The sequence below is a fragment of the Ureibacillus sp. FSL W8-0352 genome (genome assembly GCF_038004345.1).
Classification (GTDB): Bacteria; Bacillota; Bacilli; order Bacillales_A; family Planococcaceae; genus Ureibacillus; species Ureibacillus thermosphaericus.
Window position 1 is genome coordinate 1,432,705 of the sequence record NZ_JBBOQT010000001.1, and the last position, 24,226, is coordinate 1,456,930.

The window sequence follows — 24,226 nt, forward strand, 5'->3', positions numbered from 1 at the left end:
TATTATCCTCTTGTGAATGACTATTATCTTCGGAAGTTTGACTATTATCTCCCATCGCTCACGGCTGTTTTTATCGATTGGCTATTATGTTTGCTCCTTTGACTATTATCCTCTCGTGAATGACTATTATCTTTGGGAGTTTGACTATTATCTCCCATCGCTCACGGCTTTTTTTATCGATTGGCTATTATGTTCGTTCCTTTGACTATTATCCTCTTGTGAATGACTATTATCTGCGGAAGTTTGGCTATTATCTCCCTTTGCTCTCAGCTTTTTTTATCGATTGGCTATTATGTTTGCTCCTTTGACTATTATCCTCTTGTGAATGACTATTATCTGCGGAAGTTTGACTATTATCGCCCATCTCTCACGGCTTTTTTTATCGATTGGCTATTATGTTCGTTCCTTTGACTATTATCCTCTCGTGAATGACTATTATCTGCGGAAGTTTGACTATTATCGCCCATCTCTCACGGCTTTTTTTATCGATTGGCTATTATGTTTGCTCCTTTGACTATTATCCTCTCGTGAATGACTATTATCTTTGGGAGTTTGACTATTATCTCCCTTTGCTCACGGCTTTTTTTATCGATTGGCTATTATGTTTGCTCCTTTGACTATTATCCTCTCGTGAATGACTATTATCTTTGGGAGTTTGACTATTATCTCCCGTCACGCTAGGCTGTTTTTATCGACTCGACTCGAGCGGTTCCATTAGAATAACAGGTGGTACGGTGATTGTCTATGGTGCAACCAATAACAACAATGGTCCATTAGACTATGACCACACATTTCTAATGGAAGGCGGTATCCTCATAGCTGCGGGCAGCAACGGTAAAGCACATGGGATTTCCAATAGTCAAAACACAATTATGATGACTTTTCTTAAAGAGCAACAAGCAAATACCAACCTTTATATCACCGATTCAAAGGAAAATGAAATTATTGCTGTTAAACCTGAAAAAGAATTCCAATCGATTGTCATTAGCACTCCTGATTTGAAATTGAACCAAACATATACCCTTCATTATGGCGGTATTTTATCTGGTGAAAGTATCGATGAACTCTATCAAAATACAAATTATCAAAACGGGGAATTTTCAGTGGAATTTACTATAACATCCCCAATGACCTTTTTACATGAGAATAATGTTATTAAAGAAAATCGCGAAGTCAATCTGTTCTTTCACAACGAACCAATGAGGGCTCCACTATAAAAAAGGGCGTCAAATTTTACGACGCCCTTCATTCATAGTAATGCTTCGCAATGATAGCTAAACTTCATTAATATTCGATTTTGCTGTTCCCAATTCAATAGTTATTCATATAATATAAAAGATACTGGAATTGGGGGGAAGAATGATGAAAAATTATAATCATTCAAATCCGATGAATTCAACATCCTCCAACTCATCTGAAGATATCTCAATAAAATTAGGGATTATCGGAATTTTTCTTTCAACAATAGGGGATATCATTTCTTCCTATGCAGAACTACTTTCCATAGATGAATTTCAACAATCTCAACAAAAAGTTCAAGAATATGATGAAAGAATAGCAAAGCTTGAAAAACAAGTTCAATATTTAACACAAGAAATTCAAAAACAGAAAGGAAGCAAAAAATATTATTGAAAGAGTGTACTGAACATAAAAGCTTGCAACAAGTCCTAATTGCCTTTTCGCAAGCTACTCATTTTATGATGATGAAATAATTTTCCATCATTCCTAATCTAAACAGAAATCAGCTCACAGCCAGCCACTTTCCCCTATCTTTAACGATCGCAATCTTTTACTTAACCACAATAAGTTTCTTTTCGACTGGAATTATTTCTTTTTCCATTAATGGTTGTACTTGTTTTCCGAAAGGCATTTGAGCAATCATCTTCCAGTTATCAGGAACATTCCATTCCGGTTGAATATTTATTTCCATATGTTGAAGGGATGCTGCATAGCCTACAGCTTCCAACCCTGTCCAAACTACATATTGAAGCATACCTTGATTTTGTTGAGACCATACTTCTAACTCATCATGAAATTGAGGCATTTTTTCTTGTAAACCTCTGATTACATCTCTGTCTTGGAAGAATAAAATCGTTCCATGACCATTGCGAAACCCATTAATTCGCTCCTCTATTCGTGCAAAATCCTCCTTAGTTTTCTTTAGGGCAATTTCTTCTGTATCGTTCCAAAGTTTTTTATGATTTTCCCCAAACAAAATCACCACGCGAGTTTCCTGTCCATTGAATGCAGTTGGTGTATGATTTAATGCGGATTCTACAATTTCAATAACTTGTTCATCTGGAACAACAGCTACATCTTCCAATACACGAATAGAACGGCGATTTTTCACTGCTTCAAAAAAATCCATTTATATTCCCTCCTATTTAGTTGCGCTTGTTATATTAACATAAATTAATGAAAAATTAATAAATAATGCTTATCAACACGGATTCTTGTAACGAAAAACATTTGACAAAATCTATTTTTTGTTTTATTATGAATTAATAATTATATAACTTTTATCTAATGAATTCACATATTACAAAAAGTAATCGTGTTCGTTTGGTACTTTTTGTAATGTGTGAATTTTTTTAGTTTAAAAATGTAATTATGGAAAATTAAATTTGGAGGTTTTTTTAAAATGAATCAAGGTACAGTAAAATGGTTTAACTCAGAAAAAGGTTATGGATTCATTGAAGTTGAAGGTGGAATCGATGTATTTGTCCATTACACCGCAATTCAAGGAGACGGCTTCAAAACACTTGAAGAAGGTCAAAAAGTTGAGTTTTCAGTGGAAGAAGGCAACCGTGGACCTCAAGCAACAAACGTTGTGAAACGATAAATACGTTGATCCTCTGCAAAAGGCAGAGGATTTTTTTATTCCATATGATAAGCATTTTTTTCGACTTTTATAATAATTATTATATAATAATTATTAGAATAAAATAATAGATGAAGGGGATTAGAGCATGTCTATTTATGAATTTCTTATAAAAAAACCAAACGGTGAAATTCTTTCAATGGAAACTTATCGCAATAAAACGATGTTAATCGTAAACACTGCAAACCACTGCCGTTTTACATATCAATTTGAAGATTTACAAAGATTGTATGAAAAATTTGCAAATCAAGGTCTCATCATATTAGGTTTCCCAAGCAATCAATTTGCTGAACAAAATCCTGAAGATGGAAAAGAAACAGAAAGAATGTGTAAAATAAATTTCGGTGTAACGTTCCCGATTTTTGATGTAATTGATGTCAATGGAGATGAAGCTCATCCGCTATTTGAATATTTAAAAGAACAAGCAGAATGCCGCGAGTTCGGAATCGATTTTGAAGAAAAGATACTAAAATCTAAAATTCAAGAAAGTACCCCTCTTGCCCTTGATGGAAAAAACATTCGATGGAATTTTACTAAATTTATTGTGGATGCAAATGGAAATGTAGTGAAACGCTTTGAACCAACCGATTCTATACTAGATGTGGAAAATGCGATTCAAGACGCAGTAAAAACTTCTATTGCATAAATGATGGGATTGTCAATTTATGAGCGGATTAGAAAAGGATTGGGGATATATTCTAATTTGCTCTTTATTTGCAAAAGCTGTTAACGGAAAAATAGGAAATTTAAGAGCCTTCTAGAAATTTTCTAGAAGGCTCGAGTCCCTATTCCCTTTCTAACTCTTCACCAGATGATTATGATATCGTCCAATTGGGACGATTGATGGTGATAATGAAACAGGATCTTGAACGACAGTGCAATCGAGTCCAAAAATATCTTTAATTAATTGGCTACTGATAACTTCTGATGGAGTCCCTTCCGCCACTAATTTACCTTGCTTAAAGGCAAAAATATGATCTGCATATCGGGCAGATAAATTGATATCATGAAGCACCAAAACAATCGTTGTGCCGCGTTTTCGATTTAAATCTGTAAGCATATCCAGTATTTCTACTTGATATGTAATATCCAAATAGGTTGTTGGTTCATCCAAAAATAAAATATCCGTTTGTTGAGCAAGGGCCATTGCAATCCATACACGCTGTCTTTGGCCACCCGAAAGTTCATCAATATAACAATCGGCTAAATCGGTAATGTTCATGATTTCCATTGCTTCGCTTACAGCATCATCATCTTGACTCGTCCAACCTTTTAAAAACGAATGATGTGGAAATCTTCCTCGACCTACTAAATCAACCACCGTAATTCCTTCTGGAACGATAGGAGATTGTGGTAAATACCCTAACACACGAGCTAATTGTTTAGTGGGAATTTGATGAATCGGTTTTCCATCCAACAATACTTGGCCAGAGTCAGGTTTTATTAATCTTGCCATCGTTTTTAATAATGTTGATTTCCCACAACCATTCCCTCCAATAATTATACTGATTTTATTGCTTGGAATAGTGATGGTTACGTCTTGCAGAACGGTCTTCTTATCGTATCCTGCAAACAGATTTTCAACTGAAAGCACGTGTGTAGGTTTCATTACAATCCACCCTTTCGATTCAAACGAACTAATAAATATAACAAGTAAGGTGCACCAAGGATACCGGTAATCACACCCACTGGATATCTAGCTTCGAAAGCATGTTGACCAATTAAATCCCCAGCCAATACTAGGATTACGCCAACAAGCCCGGCAGGAATGATATTTGAAAAGCCTGTACCCATGATTCTATTGGCAATGGGCCCCGAAAGAAATGCAACGAAAGCAATTGGCCCTGTTGTTGCCGTAGCTAAAGCAATCATCAATACGGAACTTATCATCAACATGATTCTCGTTCTATTTACATTTACTCCAATCGATGTCGCTGTTTGATCTCCTAATTCCAACATCTCCAATTGCTTACCGTACATAATTAAAATCGGAGTCAAAAGAATGACAGTGAAAATGAGTGGATAAAGAGTTTCCAATTTCAACCCATTTAAACTGCCGCTCAGCCAGCGCATTGCCGTTGGTATATCGTGTTGATTCCCAATCAACAGTAAATAAGAAATAACAGAATTTAACATCGCCTGAATGCCAATGCCGATTAAAATCAATCTTCCAATGGAGAAGGAACTCCCTTTTGCTAAAAAATAAATAATCAATACTGTACATAGACCACCAATTACGGCAGCGATTGAAATGGTTGCAAGACTGGCATGAAGAATAACGATGCAAAAAACAGCCGCAGCGCTTGAACCTGTCGTAATCCCAATCACATTGGGATTGGCTAATGGGTTCCGTAACATCGTTTGAAATACATAACCACCAGCACCAAAGGCGAAACCTGCAAACACTCCTGCCACCATTCGAGGTAACCGAATTGTTCCGACAGCAAAGGATGCACCCTTTACTTCTTCACCAAAAAGTACCCGTATTACGTCTTTTACAGGATAAATCGTGTTACCAACCATCAGCATCATGAAGCATAAGACTACTGAGATTAAGCCCAATAATGCTGTCAAAATTACAAAGCGACGTTGTCTTTTTGAACGAGCTGATCGAATTAAACTCAATGTATCATTCATCATATTTCACGAACTTTCGATTTCATTGTAATGAAAATTAATATAGGAGCACCAATAAAGGCTGTTACAACCCCGACTTCTAATTCTCCAGGACTACCTAACAACCTTCCACATACATCTGACAATGTTAATATAATTGCTCCTGTAAGAGCAGACAGCGGTATAATGTAGCGCATATCCGGTCCGATTACTAATCGAACAACATGAGTTGCAAGTAAACCGATAAATCCTATGGGGCCTGCAAGAGCTGTTGCAGCACCACATAATAGTACGCCACCAAATGCAGCAATTAGCCGAATGAACCCAATCCGTACACCTAAACTAGTAGCAACCTCATCCCCTAAAAGTATGGCATTTAATGCGGGAGCTGTAATAACGGCAATGATACATCCTGTTAACAAGAAAGGGAGAAAAATTGAAATGGAATCCCAAGAGCCTGATCCCACGCTACCTACTTGCCAAAATCGAAATTGATCCATAACATTTGTACGCGGAATCATGACCGCTGAAACAAGCGAAGACAAAATGGCACTTGTCGCGGCACCTGCCAACACAAGTTTCAATGGTGTTGCACCGCCACTTCCCATCGATCCAATGGAATAGACAAATATTGCAGCAATCATTGCTCCAACAATCGCAAACCAAATATATTGACTGGCAGAGCTAATATGAAAGAACGCAATTCCACATACGACAAAAAGGGCTGCCCCCGTATTGACTCCTAATATGCTTGGATCCGCAATCGGATTTCGGGTCACCGATTGCATTAAGGCACCCGAAACTCCGAGAGCGACTCCGGTCATAATACTAAAAATGGTGCGGACAACCCTTTGCCGTACAACATTTGCTTCATGGGAATCTACATGGGAATGGAATAGTCCATCCATTATATCCGTCCAACTAATGATTCGAGAACCAAATAATAATGAAGCAATGATGCAAACACCCAGCAAAACAATTAGTACAATTAGCAGTGCAAACAATTTTTTCGGGATAAGGTTTTGCTTTTTTTCTTTATAGGTTGTTGTTTTCATCATATTAATTTAGCTTTTTTGCCGCTTCCGCAAGCAAACTTAAATATTCATCGATGGTGTACGCAATGGAAAGCGGATTCGGATTACCAGCTGCTGCTAATGGTGTATTATCACCAATGACTACAACGGCACCTTTTTGAATTGCCGGTACTTTTCCTAAAATTGAGTCCTGTTGAAGAGCTTTTAATGTTTGCTCATCACCATATGTCACGATAATGTCTACATCATTTAATACATCTGCGTTTTCTGCACTCATTTCGATATAGAAACTATTTGGATCTCCAATAAATTCTTGTAAGCTTTCAGGATATTTCATTCCTAACTCTTCAAGAAACTCTCCGCGCGGGTCTTGCGTTGTATAGATATAGAATTTTGATAAATCTGCTGCACTGATAGACGCAAAAGCAGCTTTCTTTCCTGCTAATTCAGGATATTTGCTTACCTTTTCTTTAATTAAGTTTTCTGTATCAGCAATCAGTTGTTTACCTTCTTCTTCCATTCCCATACCTTTTGCATTGTATAAGATTTGATCTCTCCAAGATATTACCCAAGGCGTTTCTGGATAAGCAACAACTGGCGCAATTTCACTTAAAATATCGTATTCTTCTTTTGTAATGCCTGAATAAGCCGCAAGAATAACATCTGGTTCACTATCTGCAATTGCTTCAAAATCTAATCCATCTGTATCTTGGTAAATATTTGGTTTTTCTACACCAAGTTCTTTTAATTTTTCTTTTGTCCATGGAAGCATGCCACTATCATCTTGAACGCCATAGTTAGCAGCAGAAAAACCTACTGGTACAACTCCTAAAGCAAGCGCAACATCATGGTTTGCCCAAGCGATAGTTGCAACTCGTTCTGGTTTCTTTTCAATTACCGTTTCACCAAATGCATGTTGAATGACAATCGGATATTCTACTGATGATTCATTGCTTGTGTTCGTTTCTTTTTCTTCACCATTTGATTGATTAGAGGATTGTTCAGAACAACCTGCTAACAAGAGTATGAATAATAATGTAAAAACTATTGAGAATATTTTATTTTTCATCTTAGTACACCTCTTTTATTTCGCAATTGATAATAATTATCATTTTCGATGATAATATAATATTTTTACAAACCGATTGTCAATCACTAATTAACTATTTATAAATGGGAATTTCATAATTCATTTCAATATAATTCCTTAATAGGATTCTTTATCCGACATACATTAAAATAAAATATCCCTTCATAATAAAAACACCATTTCTCCCCATCGTCAATGAGTAAAATGGTGTTTCATAAAAATAGTTTTCATATACGGCTAATATCCAATACAATGATTGGTTCTTGTTCCTCTAAATAATATACATCAAAAACTAGTTTATTATTGAGAAAAGCCATTTTTGCCATTTGTTTTTTGGATTTTCCGTAATTAAAATTCTCTTTTATGATTGGTAGAGGTTTTGAAATGATGTAATCAATCTCTAAAATACGACATAAGCTTATTAATTCTACCATCGCTTTTAATTCGTATCCCTTTTGCTGGTATTCATTATTTAAGAATATTTCATTTACTATTAGGAACTTAATGTAACCTTCATCAAAGGTAGATTGAAAATGTTTTTTAAAAGTAGAAATGATTGTATATTCCTCATCTGAAAATGATTTGGCTACCTTTAACAAATCAGATTTATCCATTATAAAAGAGTTGTAAATTTTGAAGTTTAGATAACCTATCGTTTTTGCGCCTTCATTCATGAGAATGATATTTGTCCATCCATTAATCAATTGATATTCCGGATTTGTTTCAATAGAAGTATCAATTCGTATATAACTATTTTGAAATTCTTCTAATATAAAATCGGTTTGTTTACCTAATAAAAACGGGTTAGTATTTGGAGCATTTCTTTTTTTCTTTGATGATTCAATAAAAAACTTGTTCATCTTTTGAAAATGGAGATCCTCGTCTCTATTTTCCATGAAAACAACTCCTCTTCATCTTTTATTATCAATTACAATAACACGAACAAAAGTTCTTGTAAAGTTTAATTTTACATTATTCTGAATTTTTTCCATTTTATTATATCAATATCATTCTACCTTTTTGCAAATGATAACTCCATATATTTTGATAATATTCCCAATTTAAAAACTAAATTGAAAATTCCTCATTTTCCTACTTTTTCAATCTACATAGATTCCTTTCTGAAAAGTTGCTAAAATTAGAATTATTCAACTTAGAAGGAGCAGAGATTATGAAAAAGATGAGTTCATTTTCTACTTATGCAGTCATTGGTACAATGCTATTTGGGATGTTTTTTGGTGCAGGGAACTTAATTTTCCCAATCCAAATGGGACAACTAGCTGGTACAAATTTTTGGCCTGCATTAATTGGATTCCTCATTACAGCCATCGGGTTACCCTTCTTAGGAATCATTGCCTTTGGGTTATCTGGTAGCAATAGTTTACGGGAATTAGCTGGAAGAGTTCATCCACTGTTCGGCGTGATTTTTGCAATCGCTCTTTATTTAACGATTGGTCCATTTTTCGCAATTCCACGAACAGCAACGGTACCTTTCGTTGTAGGTTTTGAACCATATATCAATCCCGAATATAGCACATTGTTGTTAGGAATTTTTAGTTTTGTATTTTTTGCCATTGTCTATTACTTCTCTTTAAATCCAGCGAAAATCGTCGATTATATTGGGAAATATTTAACTCCTGCCTTTTTATTGTTCTTATTCATTTTAATTATTATCGCAATCATAAAACCAATGGGGTCATTCGATCAACCAATTGGCGATTATCGCGACCTTGCATTTATAACAGGATTTAAAGAAGGATACAATACAATGGACCTTCTTGCATCATTGGCTTTCGGGATTGTTGTGATTAACGCAATAAAAGGACAAGGAATTACAAATAAAACAGAAATTGCAAAGTCAACTCTGAAAGCCGGCGTATTTGCCATGGCATTGATGGCACTCATTTATGGACTTATTACGTATATGGGGGCATCTAGCGTTTTGGCAATCGGCACTTTCGAAAATGGTGGACAAATCTTTGCCGCAGTCGCTCAATATTATTTCGGTGATTATGGGGCAATATTACTTGCGATTATCATTGTTCTTGCATGTTTAAAAACAAGTATCGGATTGATAACGTCTTGTAGTGAGTTTTTCAACCAAGTATATCCTAAAATTAGTTACAAATGGTTCGTACTCATCTTATGTCTTGTATCATTTACAATAGCGAACTTTGGTTTAAATAATATTATTCAATTCGCTATTCCTGTATTAATGTTATTGTATCCATTAGCGATTGTTCTAATTATTTTAACCCTTTGCTCACCTTTATACGGAAATAAGCAAAGTGTCTATACTTCAACGATGTTTTTCACTTTCTGTGTAAGCTTATTTGATGGTTACAGTACATTAGTTGCAAGTTTACCAAGTACAACTATTTCATTGTTCGAATCAATTAAGTCATTTTATTCCGATTATTTGCCACTTTATGATATTGGACTAGGCTGGATGTTGCCGGCTGCCTTTGGATTCATCATCGGAATTTTGTGGCCAAAAGGTTCAAAACAAATCGTGACACAATAAAAAAGGGGGCGTCACTTTATGGCGCCCTTTTCAACATTGACATAAGTTTGGAAATGTAATATTGCAATAATACAATTGAAACAGGAACAAGAATTTTTTACATTGTTTACTCCAATTAAATAAGATGGAAAATTACTATCATTTAAGGTAACATAATTTGTGACTGAAAGGAGGCTAATAAGGATGTTTGACCAAGTTGCAATTACTATTTTAGAAGCACTGACTATTTTAACAGTTTTATTTATTGTATTTCTTCTACCACTTGGTGACTATCTATTAAGAAAAAAGTAATATTTCCTTAAAAGAAGGGAGTCAATTCATAACTCCCTTCTTTTTTATTTCCTCCATTATTCACTTTCTTCATCGCATCCATCCCAATCAAAAAAGTGTATCGATAAATGATTTTCCACTTTTTTATTTAAGCTACTTACTTCAACAATACCCTCGGAAATGAAATAGGCGACGAAATTTTGAAACAACTTCCTAAACAATTAAAATAGTATTTATCTCCTCAGGATTTCGTAGCACGTACAGGCGGCGATGAATTTATTTTATTCATTAAAGAAATAAAGCCCATCGATGCTTTAAAAGAAAAAATTAAACAAATTACAAATTTCTTAAACGATCCATTTTTTGTAAAAGAATACCAACTTTATATTACCGTAAGTATTGGTGCTTGCATCTTCCCTGAAAATGGGACAACCAGCTTGGAGTTATTAAGAAATTCTAGCGTAGCTTTACAAAAGGCTGTGAAAGAAGGAAAAGGAACTTATCATATCCTCTCCCATACAAATAGTATCCAATCCTATAAAAATTATTCCATAGGACGAGATTTAAAGAAGGCAATCGAAAACAATGAATTAGAATTTTACATTCAACCTCGAGTGGATACAACTACTAAACAAATCACTGGTGCTGAAGCGTTAATTCGGTGTAGACATCCAAAATGGGGGCTTCTTTTACCTGGTGAATTCATTAATATTGCAAAAGAAAATGGCCTAATAACTGATTTGGATAACTTACCATTTGATGGAAAAAATAATACAAGACAGAAGAAAACATCATCGTTTTACTTCCACTGCCCGCTTGAAGCAAAATTAAAAATCTCATCGATAGCAAAGCGAAACTTGGATATCGGGGTATCCAAAGTATTAGTTACAGAAATCGGTGCTGGAGGACTTAGATTTATATCAAATCTTAATTTGCCAATCCGTACGGACATTCTTTACCAATTTATTACAGAATTGCTTAGAGAGTCCATTTTATTGAATGCGAAAATTGTTTGGAAAGAAGAAGTGAATGAAGATCTAGCGGAATATGGTGTTAAGTTTATTTTTGAAAATGATGAAGAAAGAGCTAAGTTCACCACAATTCTTGACACTTTAGCAAAAAATCATAAAAAGGTACCACCATACAAGAGAGCGATTGTTGACGATATTAATGAGTACTTCAATATCGTTGTAATAAACTAATGATGTACACTTTTGATATCAAAAAATTGGGTTAGGTAGGTTCTCCCCTATCCAACCCAATATTGTTTGCTTATTTGATTATCTCTCAACTTTTATTAGTTTTGAATGAATATTTTTTATTTCAAGAATTTGAGTAAAGTTATAGTCATTTACAGTGGTGTTTAATTTAACATTCGGATAGTTTTTCAAAATACTTTTCACATTACTTAATCCTTTTCCACGATTTTTTCCTTTCGTAGAGAATCCATCTTCGAAAATGTTTTCTAAATCTACCTCTTCATCATAGAATGTATTTTCGATGATGATCATCAACGAATCATCATTGGTTTTAATAAATGCAATATCAATTTCACTATCAAAATTAATTTTTTGATTGGATTGATAATTCGCTTCAATTGCGTTATCTAAAAAGATTCCTAGAATTCTAGCTAAATCAATGACATTCATATGAAAGTCTTCAATATCTTCTGGAATTTCAATATTAATTGATATATTTTCTTTTTCAGCTTGTAAAATCTTTGTTAAAAGCAGACCCTTAATTCCTGTGACCTTCATTTTCGATAAATTTGCTAACAATTGATTTCTTTTTAATGTGTTCATTTCTGTAGAGAATATATGTTGTTTAAAATATTCTTTTAAACCCTCAAAATCATTAATTTCAATGTAACCTTGCATAGTAAACAATATATTGTTGTAATCATGTCGGAATTTTTGCATATCATTATTAATTAATTCCAATGATTCCATATAACTATTAAACTGATTATTTTCAAACTCTATTTTTTGAATATCATGTTGTTTTTTGATGTTTAATATCGTCAATGAAAGTATAAACAGCATGATGACAAAATACGTAATCTGAATCACGATATTGAATATTAACACTGTATCTTTAGATAAATAATCTGTTAAGTAGATATTAATGTAAAAAGTGACCATCGTTACAATCACAACAAAAAAAATAAATTTGATAGCACTCTTTATTTCAGGTAACAATGTAATAAATTTTTTGTGAAAATATCGATAAATAAAGACACTAATAATAAATAAAACAATAAAAAAACAATATTGATCTAAGACACCAGGTAAAAAGTTAATTGAGAGTGATTGCATAATATATTGGGCAAGATTATCTACTAAGATACCTATAATAATAAAGAAACAAAGTTGTATTAGTATAATAAATTTTTTTGTGAGTAAAAAGAAATAAATTAATGAACTAACAATAAAGTAAATAATTCCTTGCCATTGACCTACCCATAAGAAAATAAAACTTGTAGGACAAAATACGGTTAAGGCGAAAAATAAAATTTGCTTCATTCGCAATTTGATTTGTGATGTATACGTGACTGCCCACACTATCAAGATTAACTCAATCATTATCAATACTAGCTTCATTTTTTCTCCTACTATGTATAATTCTATTCTGGAATGAATCAATAATATAATAACTATATTACGATAGTACACATGAACGCAACGGATTTTCGTAATTTTGTACTAATTTATGTATAAATTAGTAGGGCTTATAAATTAGAGGAAGAAAATTCCGACTAATAGAGTTAGTCGGAAAACAATGGAAAAACATTTTACGGAGTTATTTTTTTGTAGCAAAAGGATGATTTTCTAGTAACTCATTTGAAATCTTTTTCTCATGGAATAATGTTGTACATCCAGTAATCGTAGCTGTACCTCCAACAGCAACTACAACCATCGCAATTTTAGAAATTAAATTTTTAACATTCATCCAATTCATTTTCATAAAAATACTCCCCCTTAATTGATTGAGATAGTAACATTAGAGATTCTAATAAAGCCCCATAAGCGATAAAAACTTTTATTTCGAATGGCGAAATACAAAATATTCCAACTATTATGAATACTCGGAAGGCCATTTTTCTTCGCAAATATTTTTTATGATGTTGATTGATAATCGGGTGCTTTTCTGTTCCTTTAGGTGCAAGTTTATAGATAAATACTAGTATGATGATAAAAATAATATATAAGAGGAATGTAGGAATAATTGAGTAATAAACAGCTAAATATTTAATAGTGATTGGAAATGCTATGATGCTAGTAGCGAGGCATATAATTAGGTTGTTAAAATGATAGCCGAAACAAACTTGCCTTAATATGAAAAATGTAAGATGCGCAATCAATGTTGGAACTATACAATTTAATAAATAAGCCAATAAATAAATTAATATAAGCTTGTAAGACTCTGAGATAATGATTTGAATACCTAATTTTAATTTTTCTTTTTCCAAATGAGAAAAATGTTCTTGATCTAATAGATGAAAGATTGCATTTTCAATTCTAGAAATCTTCTTGTTCCCTCCTTTATTTCGATGTATTCATTTTAAATTTATTAATTCATCACCTCCATCTCTTATTTTATCATCAGTCCATTTAATGGTGAATATTAGAATTCATTATGCTCTCATAAAAAATATCAATAGACATAATAAATCTGAATTTTCTGTAACTATATTTTCCTACTAGCGTCGCATTAAAATAATTTAACACCTTCAAATAAACCGAATTTTCTGAAATATAATCTAAACACAAAAAAATCCTTTATAATGGTTGGGTGGTAATAAACCATCCAAATCCAATACAAAGGACAAAACCATGGATAAGTTTACACGAAACACATCATTTGAACAATGGTTTTCACCAATTCATTTCAACTTATTTGACGATATGGTGAAAGTCTATCAACTAGATTGCTATACAAAGAAGCTTTATATGGCTTCATTTCTGAAATGACTGTTGTACGCTCAATTACATGAAACCGGGAGTTTGCGAAAACGCTGTCGTCCGTGTGTTAGTTTCCTTTTCGTTACCTGAAGATTCGCCTGTATTCTCCGATGAAATGGTGGTGATTGGAACCACGCAAAATCGTTCTGAAAACGTGTTTCGCTTACTCAAATTGCATGATACAAAAGGAAATGAGCTTCATTTACTGACAAATCGGTTTGACATTGACGCAGATGAAATTGCAGAAATCTACCAATCACGTTGGGCAATCGAACTTTTTTTCAAATGGATGAAACAACATCTGAACATTAAAAAGTTTTTTGGTCACAGTGAACAAGCTGTACACAATCAAGTGTACGTAGCCATGATAGTGTACTGTTTGAATGTTTTAGCTCAGTTGAACACGAATAGCGAACGCAGTTACTTACAAATTAGTCGCTATTTGAAGGCTTCTTTGTGGAAATCCGCTCACATTTGGTTACGAAAAATCGAAGGAAACGGCGTCCCATAAAGGTTTGCCAGTCGTTGTTGCACAAGTCATAGGTTATAGTAAAAAAATGGATGTTTACTACCCTCGCTTAGGTGTTTTCGTTTTTTCTCTAAAGTCCAGAAAAAATAAAACTGAAAATTCAGACATCATTTATGCGACGGTAGTGAGTATTTTTATAAAAGGAAGGGCTAACTCATAATGATACAAGTTAGCCATCATCTCCCTACATGTTTGCAGCCTGTAACTTCGCCTGTTCTAATACATCCTCAACAGCTTTTGGTTCTTTGTCGGCGGATACCCATGTTTCTGGAGCACCTTCTTAATAGATAAACGCATACGTGCTTGGACTTGTTCTTTCTTATCCCAATCATGAGTGCGATTTTCTTTTCAACGGCGATTAACTTCTCATCTTCCATTAGCTTTTTAGCGCCTAAGGATTTCAGCCCACATCAAGAAAATAATCACACACTACTTAAATATGACAATATAAGGGCAAGTATTTCTAGAAAATAAAATTGTTTAGATCATGCTTGTATGGAGAACTTTTTTAGTCATTTAAAGACATGTATCAATTTGAACCGGCTGTAGAATTGAAGCAAGCAGTTTCACAATACATTGAATTCTGCAACAATGAACGGATACAAACGAAATGAAACAGCTGTCGCCCTAAAGCATATCCGGCTACAGCTGCCTAATAAGTTCCTTTTTATTTACTGTCCACTGATAGGGATAAGTTCATGATGGGAAGTTGGAGGGCTCTCTTTTTCTTTTACTCTAACAATCTTCCTCCACATACTTCGGGGCGTGCCAGTGCACTGTTCACCAATATGAGTAGATTTCACTCCCCAATAATCCTCATGAGATTCTTATAAATCTCTTTCCATGAATCTTCTAAGTTAATGATCATGATTTCCATCGTCATGCGATCATCCCAACGAAACGATTCATTGATTTGAATCCCATTAAATGGATAAATCAAAATACCTTTCAAGTTGATAATCTCCTTTGGCTGATGCATCAAATAGGTAAACAATTGATACAGATTGTGGCTATGAAACGACGATTTTCCATAATTCTCTTGGAAGATATTTTTGTAAAACTTCGCATCGATTACAATTTTCTCAAAGCCATTTTTATGTGTTAATGAGACATCTGTCTTCATCGTTGGCAAGTAGGTTTGATTTCCCTCTAGCTTCCACTGCATAACTTCGGAGGACACTCGATACTTTTTCTGCTCAATTCTGTAAAAGTTAAACAAGAATTTCTCGAAAATGCGATTTAACGATTTCTCATCTAGTTCAGCTGAAAATAAACTCCAGTTACCATGTTTGTGGGATAACAGCGTTAGTTCATGCAGCAATTTAGCAATATGCACCATACGCTTATAATACGCATCGTGTCTTCCAAAGTAGATGCGAGAAAATACTTCCCTTGTTATTGGGAGTGGATCCACTTCAGAAATTAATTCTAAATAATGAAAACTTCGCTTTCTTGTTTCTTCTTTTACATAACGATTCACACAGATGGATCTTAACGTGGATTTCATTACTTGGTTTAATAAAATATTCGCTGAATATTCATCTTTCTCACATACGACGGTAGGCTTTTTTGACAAAATGTACGGCATGGATTCATTCATAATGACTCGCCCACCAAGTCGGTTCGTGGATTCAATCCTAGTTACATAATTCTTAACAAGTCCACGACGATGCAAAAGATCTACTTCGTACAAAAATCGGTTGGCAATGAAATCATAAGTAATCAAGTCTTCGTCGACATCATTCAAACTCTCAATTAATTCTGGCATTTCATTCACATAACTGAGTAAGCAAAACAAATTGCGAATAGGGACTTTTAATACAGACTTCATACTATATTCCCTCAATCAGTTCTCTAACAATGTCTGGTCGATCAAAGAAGTACTCTTCTAATAACGGAGTAATTTCAAAAGTTAAAATGCTTTCAAACCATGTATTTTCATCCATATGCTTAGGTTTTGCTGTAAAAAATGAATGGCCAATAGCATAGCCGCTCCCTAGCTGAAAATCATTCACAATTTCGTTATTTATCCTTTCAACTGCAGATAAAATCCTCGCCACCATTTGGTCAGAAACACCTGAGGCCTGAACGGCACGCTTCCATTTCTCATTAAAAGCAGGTTTTAGCGTCACAAATGCAAAGCGACGACGCAGAGCTACTTCCAACTGAGCTAATGATCGATCCGCTGTATTCATTGTCCCAATTATATATACATTACTAGGGACGGTAAACTTATCTTTTGAATAACCCATCGTGACAAATTCATCACGTTTATCATGTTCAATAAGCATAAACAATTCACCAAAAATCTTGGCCAAATTCCCTCGATTAATCTCATCAATAATAAAGTAATAATCTTTATTAGGATTTTCTAATGCACGTTGGCAAAAATCATAAAAAATACCATACTGTAGAGAAAAACCGTGTTCATCCGGTCTAAATCCCATCACAAAATCTTCATAAGCATAGTTCTGATGGAACTGGACCATTTCAACTCTATTTTCATCTTTAACTCCCATTAAGGAATATGCAAGACGTTTTGCTAAAAATGTTTTCCCAACACCAGGAGGCCCTTGCAAAATGATGTTTTTCTTGTACTGTAGTAAGCCCTTAATCGTATCATATTGTTTTTCATCAATAAATACTTGCCTTAAGAAATCTTCTTTTGTATAGCTTTCTAATACACCCGAAGGTTGATCGGCATGTAAAGATGAAATAGCTTCTTTTAGATTAGGCTTCAGCCGCCAAATAAAATGCCGATTCTCGTCATACTCCCCTTCAAACAGAACGCACCAGTAGCAAATCGTTCCATCTTCTCTTTTCACCGGAGCTGTGCCAGTAGCTTCCATCACTCGTTTCGCAAGCTGCACAACTTGTGAGTTAAATGAAGCCGAATGCTTTCCAAGAGCAGCTGCTAGCTGGGTAGCTGTTGCTTCTCCTCCAAGTTCGTACATTTTATGAAGATACACTAAATCTTTTTTGCCAAAAATAGAATCATTTTGAAGAAGCTCTATCCAAGTTTCAACACTGATAAATGAATCTGGATCGCTCCTATCCATAGTCAAGTTGTCTTCTTTAAATGCTTCTAACACTTCAACCATTTTTTCGCAAAAGTTTTCGTATCGAAACGAATCGGAACTGGATTCAAATGATAAATTCGCTTGTCCTCTTTTTGGATGCTGGTCACCATAAAGTAAACCGTAACGGATCCCCTTTTCATCAATAGATAAAAAGAATTGTGGTGCTGTTCGATGACTTGTATGTCCCTTTTCATAAACAGCTAGCCAGCACTCAGAACATCCAAAATTTTGATTCCAGTTGAAACCATTCAACACTTTATCTTCTACTAGATCCAAGTCTTTAAACGGTTCCAGCTGACGAATGGCTTCATGAATCTTACGTTGCTCTTCTTGTACTTTCTGCTTTTTATTCGCATAGTACAGCTGAAATAATATGGTGAAGTTATTCCACGATTGCAAAATGTTGGTGTCGTATTTCGCTTTGACATCATTTTTAATTTCTTCCAATTCAGCAATGGATATCGACCCAAATTCAATGATTCTGTCTAGAACCATAAATTTAATAAGATTTATTTTTTCTGTGTTTCGGTACTGTTCTCTGAGCAAGTGAAGCGTGTCGGAATCTAGCTTTGATATCGCCTCTAGCATAAGTTCTGGCTGTTTCATAAATTTACTTAACTCTTTTGCTAATCCATACAAATATTCGACAGCACTTTCAACTTTAATCTGATTGTACTGCGTACTGCAAAAGAAGAAATCTTGAATATCAAGCATGGTCAAATCAGGATAAGAGTTCTTTAAGTGTTCAAGGGCAATTTCGCACATTTGTAAATACGTCTCATAGTTGTTACCAACGGTTCCAAGCTTCATCTCAATCGCGTATGATTTTTTTAAATCCGTAAACACTTCTTGCTTGTACAGAGGGTATTTTCTATAATCAAATGCGGCAAGCAAATAGGCAAACAGCGGTGCTCCAAGCGAAATGCTTGGATTATATGCTTTCCCCTTTTCCCGAAACAATTCAATTCGCTCTTCAACCGATAAAGATGAATAGATTAGCTGATTTAACAACATAGCAACCTCATGCGGGCGCTCCTCAGCATACTTCACTAAATCAGCCATATTGCTCCAATGTACAAAACTTCCAGAGGAAGGATTCTCTTTCTGCAGCTTTTTCACAATATCAAGCACAGTAAATTCGTTAATATCTTGTCCTTTTAGGAAATCATTTAGACGAGACAAGATATCGATTTTGTATGATTCATCATATGTGTCGCTTTCTTTAAATTGTAAATACTTTCTAAATGATATATCGATGTATGTATCTTTCAACATCTGTTTCTTTAGTAATTCGTAACTCATCTATCATACCTCCATACCTCAAATACTAAATAGTCTATTTCTAGATAAGTGTTATATTCATTCTATCATGGCAGCCAATCATCATCCTTATTCACTAAGCATAAATACGCTGTTTTTGTTTTAAAATCTAATCCGACAACATCGAGCTCACTCAATCCTCTCAGCCCACCGCCTGGCATACGAACATTATAATCGACAAAGTCACATTGTTTGATGACTTTTAAATATCCGCCAACTATGTATTCTCCTATGTCTGTTTTCATTATCTATCTTCTCCTACATGAACGGCTAAGTATCGAAATTCTCCATGCTTTTCATTACTAACAGTTGAATAATGTTGCCATTGTAATTTATAAGTTCCTTTAATAACGATCGGAGCTTCACGACCTTTCGTAGTTCCTGCTGAAGCATGTTCCAGCCATTTCAATTCTCCAGTCAGAATACGGTTTTCATGAATTCGAAAATAGCTGTCAACAGTATTGGCTCTAGTTGGCTCACTCCAATACAAATGGTCATTTGTTAATAGAATCGCAATCCCTTTGATATTATCCCGCCCAGTTGTAATCTTTTCGAGTTTCTCCACTTGTTTAAGAAAATCATAACGACCAATATCTTGGGCATTGTGATGTTTTAATTCTATTAATTGATTTTCTAGCTTAATTGTTAATCTAGCTAGTTTATTCATTAAATATATCGCATGTTGTTGCTCGGAATTCGGGCCTTCCACCCAAAGGTCGACTACACATCCATGAAAATCCTTGTTTTCAATCACGCAAAACTTTTCTTGAAGTTGATGTTTTAATGAATTTTTAAAAGCTTCTTTTGAAGAAAAAAATGGATGTTTTTGTGCTAATTTTTTCATTTCCTGTTTAATAGAAAACATGTTTATTCCTCTCCTTGTACTTTCTAAATGGCCCCAATCTTATACTACAAACTGCTTAACCGATTTCTTTCTATTTTAATTGTGTTATCTTTTCCATCCAGGACGTCAGCTCTTTTGCTGCCGTAAATTCGCAGCGCTTTGGCCCCTTTCATCAATTTGACAGAAAGGCGCGCGGTTCCCCGATAGTCTTTTTTGTTCATATCGATACATTCCGTGAATTCGTCCCAGTACACGACAGCAATTTCTTGATTGTAATCGCTTAGCTGCTTTTGACTGCAAATAAATGCAAAAACGAGTGTCTTGTTTTTATTCTCATCTTTTAATTTCTTAATCTCTTCCAGCTCACGATCTGAAAACGTAAATGACCATGTAAAATCTTTTGATCCTGTTGGTGAAGTATGATATTTTGTATAAATCATGTAATCATCATTATTCGTCGATACTTCATATATTTGACGACTTTCATTCTCTTTTTCAAATAATGCCGGCGCCAAACCGCCATTAATGAGTACAGAGAGTAATGCTCCATAATAATAATCGGCCTTGCAAAGCACGCCCATTGTTTTATTCCCCCTTTCCATTCTTTCTTGTAAATAGTCTATTCATGTTTTTCTTTTAATGAAAAAAAGCTTTATATAATTCTAAAGGTTCAGTAAAGTTTTACCATGCTTATGTTAGCTAATTTTGTAAGAAAATGTTGTCGATTAATGTCGTAAAAAATCGAGTAGGAGGGAGTGATTAGCTCCCGTCCTCTCACACCACCGTACGTACGGTTCCGTATACGGCGGTTCAATTAAGATAATTGACGCAAGTTTTCATAACTTCCGTGAATAGCTGTTCTCTTTATGCCAGTGGTCACTCCACCCTCCAAGAGGACTCCCACGGGATTCACCGCTTCCTTCCTCAAGTGAGGTACTATGTTTTCTGTGTTCATCATGACTCACTGAATGCCAAGGGCTATTCTCTCTTAATTGTTCGGTCCTTCTTAGTAGTTCTAAACCAACTAATACTATGACCTCTGCTGACTTCTGACGGTTCAGCTACTTATCACTAAGTAGGTTATGAAGCGAACTTCACCTATCCGCCAGACCTCCCCGGGTAAGTACATGCACTTTCACACCATCTATCCGCCTCATTTACTCGATATGACCTTCGACAGAAAGAGCTTTGTTTTGTTTCGCAAACTCACTCAATCATACCTAGCCTTATATGAGGTTCGTGTTCCTCGGACCGGTGTTTTGCCTCCAGCTTCCTTCAGATTCCGCGTCACCACGGACACCCTTGCTCTTGGCTAACCTCTACTTCTGTCTTCGGGGTTCGGGACTTACACCCTATAGTTCATGTACATGCCGGGCGCACGAAAAAAACAGAAGCGCAAAAAGCTTCTGTTTAGAGTTTCTAAATAGAGGGAAAAATTCTTACAATCATTTTCTGCTTTTCATATAAATCATTCATATTTATAAAATATCATCAAATTTCGATACTACCTTTGGTGCCGAATGAATTAGCCCTTCTAACAACGGAGAAGGAGTATTTTGATAAAACACTCTTAATTCCTGCTGAGCACGAGTAACTAAAACATATAGTAATCTAGCATGTAAATCATCCTTTGGAAAACTTTCTTCATTTACATTGACTAATATTACTGCATCAAACTCCATTCCTTTACTATAGTAAGACGTAAGGACTGAGATGGATTGCTTAGCAACCTCTTGATCTGGACTAATATACACAACATCACTTTTATACTCTTGTTTTAAGTATTGGGCCAACCTCATCGCCTTCTGTTCATCTTTATGAATAATGGCAATTCTTTTGTATCGTTTCTTCCATTCTTTGATTGTTGAGACAATATTGTCAAGCAAGTCTTGTCCTGACTTGACTTCAACAAACTGAACAGCGGCCCCATTTCTATTTATCGGTGTTATCGGTTGATGTGACGTACCGTACTGATTGGCTAATACTGTATTAGCCACTTCAATAATTTGCTTGGTAGAACGATAGCTAGTTTCTAATGTTAAAATTGTATCCCGATCTCGTGCAAAAAGAGAATCCATTAATTCGTCCCAATCATATTGACCGTACCTTAGATAAATAGACTGATCTTTATCCCCAAGTATTGTCATCGTTTTCGTGATTTTATTAAGAACGGCAAAATGTAAATAGCTAAAATCTTGCGCTTCATCAACAACAATATGGGCATATTGAATCGGTCTATCATACAGCAACAAATAAATGTACAACAGTGGAGGTAAATCGAAGTATGTTATTTCCTCCAATATATAGTTTTTAAATAAATGAGGAATATCTGAACCAACTTCATGTTGAAACGCATCCAACACTTCATAAGTTAGCACTTGTTTATAGATTGACACTGGATCTGGCAGTATCATTTTCTCTTTCCAAAGAGAAAATGTTTCTTTAAATTGCTTTTGTAGCTGACGAACTTTATATTGATATATCGATTTTATTTGCTCAGTTAACTGATTGTATTCGTTTTGTGTTAAACCGCCATTTTTCAAGAACGTGTGTACGATAAAATCGTATTGTTTTGTAATTTCGTCGATTTTATTTTCCATTACATTTTTGAAATGATTTTCTATATGTTGTAGAAAGCGCTCTACTTTTTTTCCAAAAGGTAAATAGTTGTATCCATCAAATATTTTCTTTAATGTTTCTTTATCTAAACGCTCATCAAAAATCGTTATCGGTTGAATACGATTTTCATATTGGTCCTTCATTTCTTCAACAAAAATATCTAATAAAAGAGCCAATGATTCAGAACCTTTAAATTCTATCCTTTTCCGTTCATCATCTGAATCTCTAGTAAATAAAACATTTTCAAAATACCAATTGTATGATAAATCGACTTTATCTTTTAAAATAGTCTCTAAAATAGTTAAAGCTAACTGTTGAAAAGTCATTTGTTGAATTCCTTCCAAGTTTAATTCTGGAAGCAATCCTTTAAAGGAACTAATAAATAATTTGGATGGTCCTAAAATTAACACATTTTCAGGTTTGATATGTTTATTGTTGAACAACAAAAATGACAGACGATGCAGTGCTATGGAAGACTTCCCCGAACCTGCAACCCCTTGAATAATCACATTACGATCAATCGGTTGTCTAATCGCCTTATCTTGTTCTTTTTGAATCGTAGCGATAATTTCCTTAAGATATCCTGTTGTCTCACTTTGCTCTAATATCTCTCTTAAAAAATCGTCAGTGATTGTCAGCTCTTCACCTGTTTCTGTAAATGTCACATTCAGACTACTATTCGGTTCAGCAACTTGTTGAACAATCTTTTTTATTTTCTTATTTTTAATTGTAAACTCTCTTTTTCTTACAACGTCTACAGTTATTTTTGTTTTTCGCCTCGTCTTTTCATCCTCTACAGTATATACTTGCGTAGGTTGTCCAGGGGTAAAGTTATAATAAACAGAGGCAATCGGCATTCGCCAATCCACGACAATTAAGTTTTCATCCTTATCTCTTACCCCTTGCTTTCCAATATAAAAGGTTTCTTCCCCTTCTTCTTCCGAAACAATATCAAAACGTCCAAAGTAAGGTTCTTCTTTCGCCTTTTTTAATAATTCTTGATCCTTAATACCTCTTCGATATGCTATTTCATCGCCTGTTAAACTCGCTTTCTCTTTCAATAACGTATTCTTTCTTTCAAGGAGCTCCCATATGTAATATGTTTGATCTTCTATCCGTTGAATGGTCTCATCTAGTTTTTTTTGCTCTAGTTGTAATTCTTTTTTATCCATGGAAATATTCCCCCGAAACCATTGATAGTAATGAATTATTCTGAAATAAATTTAATAAGTTGTAAATTTCCGACCATTATAAACATTATTTTACATAATTTTTAATAGAAGTTAAGACTTGTTAAAAATTAATGAGATACAGAAGAAGAAAGATAGCAACAAACAGTGAAGAGTATAGATCATGATTAAATTCGTATTATAATCCCAAACGTATATAAGTAAGCGTAAAATAACGCCCACGTGTTTTTTCGTGGGCGTTATTTTACGCTTACTTATCAAATTCAT

The 24,226-nt window shown here is 34.5% G+C and carries 24 protein-coding genes and 2 pseudogenes; 9 read left to right on the forward strand and 17 right to left on the reverse strand.

What is annotated here, in order from left to right; translation table 11 throughout:
- Nucleotides 1-734 precede the first annotated feature (734 nt).
- Entirely contained in the window at nt 735-1,217 is a 483-nt protein-coding gene (locus NST98_RS07390) for a hypothetical protein (RefSeq protein WP_340714793.1), read from the forward strand.
- A 142-nt stretch (nt 1,218-1,359) separates the two neighbouring features.
- Nucleotides 1,360-1,632: a hypothetical protein gene (locus NST98_RS07395; protein WP_340714794.1), complete on the forward strand. Its 273-nt coding sequence runs from the start codon at nt 1,360-1,362 to the stop codon at nt 1,630-1,632.
- A gap of 157 nt (nt 1,633-1,789) precedes the next feature.
- On the opposite strand, the gene NST98_RS07400 is transcribed toward NST98_RS07395, so the two are convergent.
- A complete protein-coding gene (locus tag NST98_RS07400; RefSeq protein ID WP_340714795.1) occupies nt 1,790-2,368 on the reverse strand; it encodes a nitroreductase family protein in 579 nt (192 codons plus the stop codon).
- 273 nt (nt 2,369-2,641) lie between these two features.
- Here NST98_RS07400 and NST98_RS07405 point away from each other — a divergent pair, with 273 nt between their 5' ends.
- On the forward strand, nt 2,642-2,842 hold the full coding sequence (locus NST98_RS07405) for a cold-shock protein (RefSeq protein ID WP_016838632.1): 201 nt from the start codon (nt 2,642-2,644) through the stop codon (nt 2,840-2,842).
- 127 nt (nt 2,843-2,969) lie between these two features.
- Nucleotides 2,970-3,527: a glutathione peroxidase gene (locus NST98_RS07410; RefSeq protein WP_339288120.1), complete on the forward strand. Its 558-nt coding sequence runs from the start codon at nt 2,970-2,972 to the stop codon at nt 3,525-3,527.
- A gap of 150 nt (nt 3,528-3,677) precedes the next feature.
- On the opposite strand, the gene NST98_RS07415 is transcribed toward NST98_RS07410, so the two are convergent.
- The 5 genes from NST98_RS07415 to NST98_RS07435 all read right to left on the reverse strand — a co-directional run bounded on the left by NST98_RS07415 (nt 3,678) and on the right by NST98_RS07435 (nt 8,517).
- A complete protein-coding gene (locus NST98_RS07415) occupies nt 3,678-4,490 on the reverse strand; it encodes an ABC transporter ATP-binding protein (RefSeq protein ID WP_340714796.1) in 813 nt (270 codons plus the stop codon).
- Nucleotides 4,490-5,521 carry a FecCD family ABC transporter permease gene (locus NST98_RS07420; RefSeq protein ID WP_096551733.1) on the reverse strand — a complete coding sequence of 344 codons (1,032 nt, stop codon included), beginning with the start codon at nt 5,519-5,521 and terminating at the stop codon, nt 4,490-4,492. The genes NST98_RS07415 and NST98_RS07420 overlap by 1 nt, the downstream gene beginning before the upstream one ends.
- Nucleotides 5,518-6,555: a FecCD family ABC transporter permease gene (locus tag NST98_RS07425; RefSeq protein WP_408647298.1), complete on the reverse strand. Its 1,038-nt coding sequence runs from the start codon at nt 6,553-6,555 to the stop codon at nt 5,518-5,520. Before NST98_RS07425 ends, NST98_RS07420 begins: the two co-directional genes overlap by 4 nt.
- A 1-nt stretch (nt 6,556) precedes the next feature.
- Nucleotides 6,557-7,600 (reverse strand): iron-siderophore ABC transporter substrate-binding protein, encoded by a 1,044-nt coding sequence (locus NST98_RS07430; RefSeq protein ID WP_340714797.1) that lies wholly within the window; start codon nt 7,598-7,600, stop codon nt 6,557-6,559.
- 248 nt (nt 7,601-7,848) lie between these two features.
- Entirely contained in the window at nt 7,849-8,517 is a 669-nt protein-coding gene (locus NST98_RS07435; protein ID WP_016838626.1) for a hypothetical protein, read from the reverse strand.
- 275 nt (nt 8,518-8,792) lie between these two features.
- On the opposite strand from NST98_RS07435, the gene brnQ reads away from it, so the two are divergent.
- The 3 genes and pseudogenes from brnQ to NST98_RS07450 all read left to right on the forward strand — a co-directional run bounded on the left by brnQ (nt 8,793) and on the right by NST98_RS07450 (nt 11,617).
- Nucleotides 8,793-10,145, forward strand: coding sequence for a branched-chain amino acid transport system II carrier protein (gene brnQ, locus NST98_RS07440; protein ID WP_096551737.1), 1,353 nt, complete (start codon nt 8,793-8,795; stop codon nt 10,143-10,145).
- A 518-nt stretch (nt 10,146-10,663) separates the two neighbouring features.
- Nucleotides 10,664-10,909, forward strand: a pseudogene (locus tag NST98_RS07445) (diguanylate cyclase domain-containing protein); the annotation flags it as partial.
- On the forward strand, nt 10,895-11,617 hold the full coding sequence (locus NST98_RS07450; protein WP_340715696.1) for a PilZ domain-containing protein: 723 nt from the start codon (nt 10,895-10,897) through the stop codon (nt 11,615-11,617). The pseudogene NST98_RS07445 and the gene NST98_RS07450, both read left to right, overlap by 15 nt.
- A gap of 78 nt (nt 11,618-11,695) precedes the next feature.
- Here the strand turns inward: NST98_RS07450 and NST98_RS07455 are convergent, their stop codons facing one another.
- The 3 genes from NST98_RS07455 to NST98_RS17270 all read right to left on the reverse strand — a co-directional run bounded on the left by NST98_RS07455 (nt 11,696) and on the right by NST98_RS17270 (nt 13,971).
- Nucleotides 11,696-13,015, reverse strand: coding sequence for a sensor histidine kinase (locus NST98_RS07455; RefSeq protein ID WP_096551743.1), 1,320 nt, complete (start codon nt 13,013-13,015; stop codon nt 11,696-11,698).
- A gap of 199 nt (nt 13,016-13,214) precedes the next feature.
- Entirely contained in the window at nt 13,215-13,379 is a 165-nt protein-coding gene (locus NST98_RS07460; protein ID WP_172597880.1) for a hypothetical protein, read from the reverse strand.
- The gene (locus NST98_RS17270) at nt 13,354-13,971 is read right to left on the reverse strand and encodes an accessory gene regulator ArgB-like protein (protein ID WP_445684055.1); all 618 of its coding nucleotides are present in this window, start codon (nt 13,969-13,971) and stop codon (nt 13,354-13,356) included. The genes NST98_RS07460 and NST98_RS17270 overlap by 26 nt, the downstream gene beginning before the upstream one ends.
- 277 nt (nt 13,972-14,248) lie before the next feature.
- On the opposite strand from NST98_RS17270, the gene NST98_RS17275 reads away from it, so the two are divergent.
- Entirely contained in the window at nt 14,249-14,386 is a 138-nt protein-coding gene (locus NST98_RS17275) for a hypothetical protein (protein ID WP_445684031.1), read from the forward strand.
- A gap of 37 nt (nt 14,387-14,423) precedes the next feature.
- Nucleotides 14,424-14,888 (forward strand): annotated as a pseudogene (locus NST98_RS07465) (transposase); the annotation flags it as partial.
- A gap of 234 nt (nt 14,889-15,122) precedes the next feature.
- Here the strand turns inward: NST98_RS07465 and NST98_RS17280 are convergent.
- The 8 genes from NST98_RS17280 to NST98_RS07500 form a co-directional block, all read right to left on the reverse strand.
- Nucleotides 15,123-15,203, reverse strand: coding sequence for a hypothetical protein (locus NST98_RS17280; protein WP_331855368.1), 81 nt, complete (start codon nt 15,201-15,203; stop codon nt 15,123-15,125).
- Between the two features lie 502 nt (nt 15,204-15,705).
- Nucleotides 15,706-16,737: an McrC family protein gene (locus NST98_RS07470; RefSeq protein ID WP_096551747.1), complete on the reverse strand. Its 1,032-nt coding sequence runs from the start codon at nt 16,735-16,737 to the stop codon at nt 15,706-15,708.
- A gap of 1 nt (nt 16,738) precedes the next feature.
- Nucleotides 16,739-19,288 carry an AAA family ATPase gene (locus tag NST98_RS07475; RefSeq protein WP_340714798.1) on the reverse strand — a complete coding sequence of 850 codons (2,550 nt, stop codon included), beginning with the start codon at nt 19,286-19,288 and terminating at the stop codon, nt 16,739-16,741.
- 65 nt (nt 19,289-19,353) lie between these two features.
- Nucleotides 19,354-19,551, reverse strand: coding sequence for a hypothetical protein (locus tag NST98_RS07480; RefSeq protein ID WP_096551751.1), 198 nt, complete (start codon nt 19,549-19,551; stop codon nt 19,354-19,356).
- A complete protein-coding gene (locus tag NST98_RS07485; protein WP_096551753.1) occupies nt 19,551-20,171 on the reverse strand; it encodes a hypothetical protein in 621 nt (206 codons plus the stop codon). Before NST98_RS07485 ends, NST98_RS07480 begins: the two co-directional genes overlap by 1 nt.
- Before the next feature lie 44 nt (nt 20,172-20,215).
- Nucleotides 20,216-20,731: a hypothetical protein gene (locus tag NST98_RS07490; protein ID WP_340714799.1), complete on the reverse strand. Its 516-nt coding sequence runs from the start codon at nt 20,729-20,731 to the stop codon at nt 20,216-20,218.
- A gap of 233 nt (nt 20,732-20,964) precedes the next feature.
- A complete protein-coding gene (locus tag NST98_RS07495; protein WP_340714232.1) occupies nt 20,965-21,108 on the reverse strand; it encodes a hypothetical protein in 144 nt (47 codons plus the stop codon).
- A 520-nt stretch (nt 21,109-21,628) separates the two neighbouring features.
- Nucleotides 21,629-23,941 (reverse strand): HelD family protein, encoded by a 2,313-nt coding sequence (locus NST98_RS07500; protein ID WP_340714800.1) that lies wholly within the window; start codon nt 23,939-23,941, stop codon nt 21,629-21,631.
- Nucleotides 23,942-24,226: the final 285 nt, after the last annotated feature.

Coding starts and splice junctions, on each gene's coding strand:
- NST98_RS07485 (WP_096551753.1), bottom strand. CDS start 20,171: ATGTTTTCTATTAAACAGGAAATGAAAAAATTAGCACAAAAACATCCA.
- NST98_RS07495 (WP_340714232.1), bottom strand. CDS start 21,108: ATGATGAACACAGAAAACATAGTACCTCACTTGAGGAAGGAAGCGGTG.
- NST98_RS17275 (WP_445684031.1), top strand. CDS start 14,249: ATGGATAAGTTTACACGAAACACATCATTTGAACAATGGTTTTCACCA.
- NST98_RS07455 (WP_096551743.1), bottom strand. CDS start 13,015: ATGAAGCTAGTATTGATAATGATTGAGTTAATCTTGATAGTGTGGGCA.
- NST98_RS07400 (WP_340714795.1), bottom strand. CDS start 2,368: ATGGATTTTTTTGAAGCAGTGAAAAATCGCCGTTCTATTCGTGTATTG.
- NST98_RS07475 (WP_340714798.1), bottom strand. CDS start 19,288: ATGAGTTACGAATTACTAAAGAAACAGATGTTGAAAGATACATACATC.
- NST98_RS07470 (WP_096551747.1), bottom strand. CDS start 16,737: ATGAAGTCTGTATTAAAAGTCCCTATTCGCAATTTGTTTTGCTTACTC.
- NST98_RS07480 (WP_096551751.1), bottom strand. CDS start 19,551: ATGAAAACAGACATAGGAGAATACATAGTTGGCGGATATTTAAAAGTC.
- NST98_RS07420 (WP_096551733.1), bottom strand. CDS start 5,521: ATGATGAATGATACATTGAGTTTAATTCGATCAGCTCGTTCAAAAAGA.
- NST98_RS07425 (WP_408647298.1), bottom strand. CDS start 6,555: ATGATGAAAACAACAACCTATAAAGAAAAAAAGCAAAACCTTATCCCG.
- NST98_RS07395 (WP_340714794.1), top strand. CDS start 1,360: ATGATGAAAAATTATAATCATTCAAATCCGATGAATTCAACATCCTCC.
- NST98_RS07405 (WP_016838632.1), top strand. CDS start 2,642: ATGAATCAAGGTACAGTAAAATGGTTTAACTCAGAAAAAGGTTATGGA.
- NST98_RS07490 (WP_340714799.1), bottom strand. CDS start 20,731: ATGGGCGTGCTTTGCAAGGCCGATTATTATTATGGAGCATTACTCTCT.
- NST98_RS07410 (WP_339288120.1), top strand. CDS start 2,970: ATGTCTATTTATGAATTTCTTATAAAAAAACCAAACGGTGAAATTCTT.
- NST98_RS07435 (WP_016838626.1), bottom strand. CDS start 8,517: ATGGAAAATAGAGACGAGGATCTCCATTTTCAAAAGATGAACAAGTTT.
- NST98_RS07460 (WP_172597880.1), bottom strand. CDS start 13,379: ATGAAAATGAATTGGATGAATGTTAAAAATTTAATTTCTAAAATTGCG.
- NST98_RS17280 (WP_331855368.1), bottom strand. CDS start 15,203: ATGCGTTTATCTATTAAGAAGGTGCTCCAGAAACATGGGTATCCGCCG.
- brnQ (WP_096551737.1), top strand. CDS start 8,793: ATGAAAAAGATGAGTTCATTTTCTACTTATGCAGTCATTGGTACAATG.
- NST98_RS07500 (WP_340714800.1), bottom strand. CDS start 23,941: ATGGATAAAAAAGAATTACAACTAGAGCAAAAAAAACTAGATGAGACC.
- NST98_RS07415 (WP_340714796.1), bottom strand. CDS start 4,490: ATGAAACCTACACACGTGCTTTCAGTTGAAAATCTGTTTGCAGGATAC.
- NST98_RS07430 (WP_340714797.1), bottom strand. CDS start 7,600: ATGAAAAATAAAATATTCTCAATAGTTTTTACATTATTATTCATACTC.